Source organism: Mesorhizobium sp. M7A.F.Ca.CA.001.10.2.1 (assembly GCF_003998575.1).
In the GTDB taxonomy this organism is placed as follows: domain Bacteria; phylum Pseudomonadota; class Alphaproteobacteria; order Rhizobiales; family Rhizobiaceae; genus Mesorhizobium.
This window is the reverse complement of sequence record NZ_RZQY01000471.1, coordinates 1-4750: the sequence shown is the minus strand read 5'-3', so window position 1 is coordinate 4750 and position 4750 is coordinate 1. Positions and strand designations below refer to the sequence as shown.

Annotated in this window: 4 protein-coding genes; all 4 read right to left on the bottom strand. The window is 63.4% G+C overall.

The annotated features are described in order from the left end of the window. On the bottom strand, window positions 1-1556 hold a 1556-nt coding region (betA, locus tag EN964_RS25050), incomplete at its 3' end, for a choline dehydrogenase (RefSeq protein ID WP_127276845.1). Beyond that, entirely contained in the window at window positions 1549-2550 is a 1002-nt protein-coding gene (locus tag EN964_RS25045) for a threonine/serine dehydratase (RefSeq protein WP_127267969.1), read from the bottom strand. The genes betA and EN964_RS25045, both read right to left, overlap by 8 nt. Continuing rightward, the gene (gene betC / locus EN964_RS25040) at window positions 2550-4079 is read right to left on the bottom strand and encodes a choline-sulfatase (protein WP_127267968.1); all 1530 of its coding nucleotides are present in this window, start codon (window positions 4077-4079) and stop codon (window positions 2550-2552) included. Before betC ends, EN964_RS25045 begins: the two co-directional genes overlap by 1 nt. Then, on the bottom strand, window positions 4076-4666 hold the full coding sequence (gene betI / locus EN964_RS25035; protein WP_127267967.1) for a transcriptional regulator BetI: 591 nt from the start codon (window positions 4664-4666) through the stop codon (window positions 4076-4078). The genes betC and betI overlap by 4 nt, the downstream gene beginning before the upstream one ends. Window positions 4667-4750: the final 84 nt, after the last annotated feature.

The window sequence follows — 4750 nt, the reverse complement described above, 5'->3', positions numbered from 1 at the left end:
CCGGTCGTGATCGATGGCGCATTGCGATTGCCGTTGGTGACGCGCAGGAAGCTCGAGGCATCGGCGACTCGCCACCCTTCGACGCCAATGACCCGGCATTCCGGATCGACGACGCTCATCATGTCGTCGGCGCGGCCCATCTTGCAAGTGCCGCAAGGATGGTAGGCGCTCTCGGCATGATCGCGGATGAAGATGTCGAGCTCGTCGTCCGACTGCATGTGGCTGCCCGGCGAGATTTCCTTGCCCCGATAGGGGTCGAACGCCGACTGCCCGAAGATCTCGCGCGTCAGCCTGATGCAGTGGCGGAACTCGGCCCAATCGTCTGGATGCGACATGTAGTTGAAGCGGATCACCGGCTTGGATTTCGGGTCCGGCGAACGCAGCGTCACCGAACCGCGCGACTTCGAGCGCATCGGTCCGACATGCGCCTGGAAGCCGTGCGATTTCGCAGCCGCCTTGCCGTCATAGCGGACTGCCGCCGGGATGAAATGGTACTGGATATCGGGGTAGTCGACGCCGGCGCGCGAGCGCACGAAGGCTGCCGCTTCGAAGTGGTTGGTGGCGCCAAGCCCGGTCTTGAGGAACAACCACTGCGCTCCGATGAGTGCTTTCGAGAACGGGTTCAGCACCGAATTGAGCGTGATCGGCAGCAATGATTCCTGCTGGATGTAGAGCTCCATATGATCCTGCAGATTGCGGCCGACACCGGGCCGGTCGGCCACCACCGGAATGCCGTTTGCGCGCAAATGCTCGGCCGGGCCGATGCCGGACAGCATCAGTATCTTGGGCGAATTGATCGACGATGCGGCGACGATCACCTCACGTCGCGCCTTAACGACCTGAATCTGTTTGTGAGCTTCGATCTCGACGCCGATGGCGCGTTGATTCTCGATGATCACGCGCCGCGCAAAGCCCTTGACCAGACTCACATTTTTGCGCTTCAGCGCCGGCTTCAGATAGGCTGATGCCGCCGACCAGCGGCGGCCGCCGCTGATGGTCTGCTCCATCGGCCCAAACCCTTCCTGCTTGGAACCATTGTAGTCGTCGGTCAGTTCGAACCCGGCCTGGCGACCAGCCTCGACAAAGGCGCCATAGAGCGGATTTTTACGCGAGCCGCGCTGCACATGCAGCGGCCCGCCGTGGCCGCGCCAGCCATCCTCGCCGCCGTCCGAATCTTCCATACGCTTGAAATAGGGGAGCACGTCGGCGAAGCCCCAGCCGGCCGCACCCTCTTCGGCCCAATGGTCGAAATCGCGGGCGTGGCCGCGCACATAGACCATACCGTTGATCGAGGACGAGCCGCCGATCACCTTGCCGCGCGGTGTCGCCAGCACACGGCCGCCGAGATGCGGCTCCGGCTCGCTGGCAAAGCCCCAGTCATAGAGGCTCATGTTGAGCGGGATCGAAAGCGCCGACGGCATCTGGATCAGCGGCCCGATATCGCTGCCGCCGAATTCGATGACGATGACCGAATGCTTGCCGTCTTCAGACAGGCGATAGGCCATGGCCGAGCCGGCCGAGCCGGAGCCGATGATGACGAAATCTGCTTCAAGCATCGTTCATATGCGCCATGAAATCGGCGAGCGAGACATTGCCGCCGGTAGCCACAACAAAGGCGGTCTTGCCCCTCACATCCACCTTGCCGCCGAGCAGTGCGGCGAGCGAGGCGGCCCCCGAGGGCTCGAGCACCAGCTTCATGCGCTCGAAGGCGATCCGCATGGCGCTGCGCACCGATTGGTCGTCGACGGTGATGCCGCGAACACCGGCGGTCTTGACTGCCGCGAAAGGCGCGTCGCCCGGCCGTCGCGACATCAGCCCGTCGCAGATCGACTTCGGCCCGATCGGCATCGTCTCGATGCTGCCATGTGCCAGCGACGAGCCCATGCCGTCGAAACCTTCAGATTCGACGCCGATGATCTCAGTGGCGGGCGACAGATAGTGGAAGGCGAGCGAAACGCCGCCGATCAGCCCACCGCCACCGACCGAGCAGAACAAAAGATCGGCGCTGGCGCCTTTGGCTTCGAGTTGGTCAAGCGCTTCGAGGCCGGCGCCCGCCTGGCCGGCAACGATCTCCGGATCGTCAAATGGATGCAGCAGGGCCAAGCCTTCGGTCTCGGCGATCTCGCGTGCCTTGGCGGCGGCGACTTCCTCACGCGCGCGTTCGCCATGGTCGGTCAGCACGACGCGGGCGCCATAGCCGGCCGTAGCATCACGCTTGGCGGTCGGTGCGTCGATCGGCATGACGATGGTGACGGGAATGCCGAGCGCCTGGCCGGCAGCCGCCAGCCCTTGCGCGAAATTGCCGGAGGAGTAGGCGACGACGCCTTTCCTGGCCTCTTCAGTGGAAAGCTGCTTCAGGCGCCAATAGGCGCCGCGCACCTTGAACGATCCGGCCCATTGCAGCGATTCCGGCTTGATGAAGACGCGGGCCGCACCCGTCTCGCGGGCCAGTACCGCCGATTCCAGCAGCGGTGTGATCTGCGTCGCCCTGGAGGTGACGGCGTAGGCCTGCTTGAGGTGGTCGAGGGAGGGGACGAGAAGGTCTGACATCATTCGCCTCGCGGATACCTTTTGCTCTCTTCGAGATTGTCGAGGTTCATGTGATTGCGCATGTAGCGCTCGGACGCTTTTTGCAGCGGCTGGAAATCCCAGGGGTAATAGGCGCCGTTGCGCAGCGCCGGATAGACGACCCAGCGGCGCGCCTGGCTTTCGCGGACAGCGGCGTCGAAGCCGGCCATGTCCCAGCGCGACTGGACCTTGTCCATGAATGCCGCCACCAGGCCCGCATTGGCCGCGTCATCGACCAGATTGTCCCGTTCGAGCGGATCGGCTTCGAGATCGAACAGTTGCGGCGGATCGAGTTCGCAATGGACGAATTTGTATCTGCCGTCGCGGATCGCCACCAAGGGCGCGTTGGACCCTTCGGCCGCATATTCCATCAGCACCGGCGCGGTGCGCTCAAACCCCTTGGTGAGCGGCAGCAGCGACTGGCCGTCGGTCCACGGCGCGATTGCAGCGATGTCGATGCCGGCGAGGTCGCAAAGCGTCGGCGCCACGTCAAGATTGGAAACCGGCGTCTCGATCAGCCCGGCGTGAACGCCCTTGCCGGCAATCACCAGCGGCACCCGCGCCGAGCCCTCGAAGAAGCTCATCTTGAACCATAGGCCGCGCTCGCCGAGCATGTCGCCGTGGTCCGAGCAGAACAGGATGATGGTGTCGTCGGCCATGCGGGTGCGCTCGAGAACATCCAGGATCTCGCCCAGCTTGTCGTCGACATAGGAGATGTTGGCGAAATAGCCCTGCCGCGAACGACGCACCTGTTCCGGCGTGATCTCGAAGGAAGGATAGTCGCTGGCGTGGTACAGCCGCCGGGAATGCGCATCCTGCTCGTCATGCGCGATGAACCCGGTTTCCGGGTTCAACGCCTGGCAATGCTCATAGAGATCCCAATACTGCTTGCGCGCGACATAGGGATCATGCGGGTGCGACAGCGAGACGGTGAGGCACCATGGCCGATGGCTCGCATCGTCCTGTTCGCGCGAAAGCTGATAGAGCTTCTGTGTGGCTAGGAACACGACCTCGTCGTCATACTCCATCTGGTTGGTGATCTCGGCAACGCCGGCGCCGGTCACCGAGCCCAGATTGTGATACCACCAATCGATACGCTCGCCGGGCTTGCGGTAGTCCGGCGTCCAGCCGAAATCGGCAGGGTAGATGTCGGTCGTCAGCCGTTCCTCGAAACCGTGCAGTTGGTCCGGCCCGACGAAATGCATCTTGCCCGACAGGCAGGTGTAGTAGCCGGCAGCGCGCAGATGATGGGCGAAGGTCGGGATCGACGAGGCGAATTCGGCGGCATTGTCGTAGACGCCGGTGCGCGACGGCAATTGCCCGCTCATGAACGAGGCACGGCCTGGTGCGCAGAGCGGCGAGGCCGTGTAGTTGTTGGCAAAGCGCGCCGATCGCGCAGCCAACGCTTTCAGATGCGGTGTGTGCAGAAAATCCGCCGGGCCGTCCGGAAACAAGGTTCCGTTGAGCTGGTCGACCATGACGATCAGAAAATTGGGTCGCTTCGTTGTCACTGTTTGCGCCGCTCGCCGAGTTTTGTTTCGAGATAGTCCTCGACCAGCGCGATTGCGGTCGCGGCATCAGGCACGCCGTCTTTCAGCGCCCGCCTGATGTAGAGCCCGTCGATCATCGCCGCGGTCGCTTCGGCGGCGCGGTCGGCCTCGGCCCTGGGCAGGATGCCGACAAGCCCGCTCATCAGGTTCGAGTGCAGCCGCCGCGCATAGACCCTGAGCAGCCGGCGCAAGGCCGATGATTTCTGCGCCTCGACATAGAAGGCGAGCCAGGCGGCGATGGTTTCCGGCTGGAACTGGATGTCGGAGAAGTTGACGGTGACCACCGCCGAAACGCGCTGGCGCGCGGTACCAGCCGATTGAAGGGCGCGTCGCATGTCGATGGTCAGTTCGGCCAGGATGTGCCGCATCGTCGCCAGCAACAACTCGTCCTTGGCGCCGAAATAGTGATGGGCAAGAGCCGACGAAACCCCGGCGCGTCCGGCGATCTCGGACATGGTGACGTCGAGCGAGCCGCGCTCGCCGATCGCCGAGATCGTCGCGTCGATCAGCGCCTTGCGGCGCAGCGGTTCCATTCCGACTTTCGGCATCTCGCGATGATCCTTTGAGAAAACAGGATTATTTTTTATTGACGCGTCAATCAACAAAAAAATCGACCGCGATCTTGGCTGTAC

Excerpts from the sequence above, each read along its gene's own strand:
- EN964_RS25045 (WP_127267969.1), bottom strand. The coding sequence starts at position 2,550 with ATGTCAGACCTTCTCGTCCCCTCCCTCGACCACCTCAAGCAGGCCTAC.
- betI (WP_127267967.1), bottom strand. The coding sequence starts at position 4,666 with ATGCCGAAAGTCGGAATGGAACCGCTGCGCCGCAAGGCGCTGATCGAC.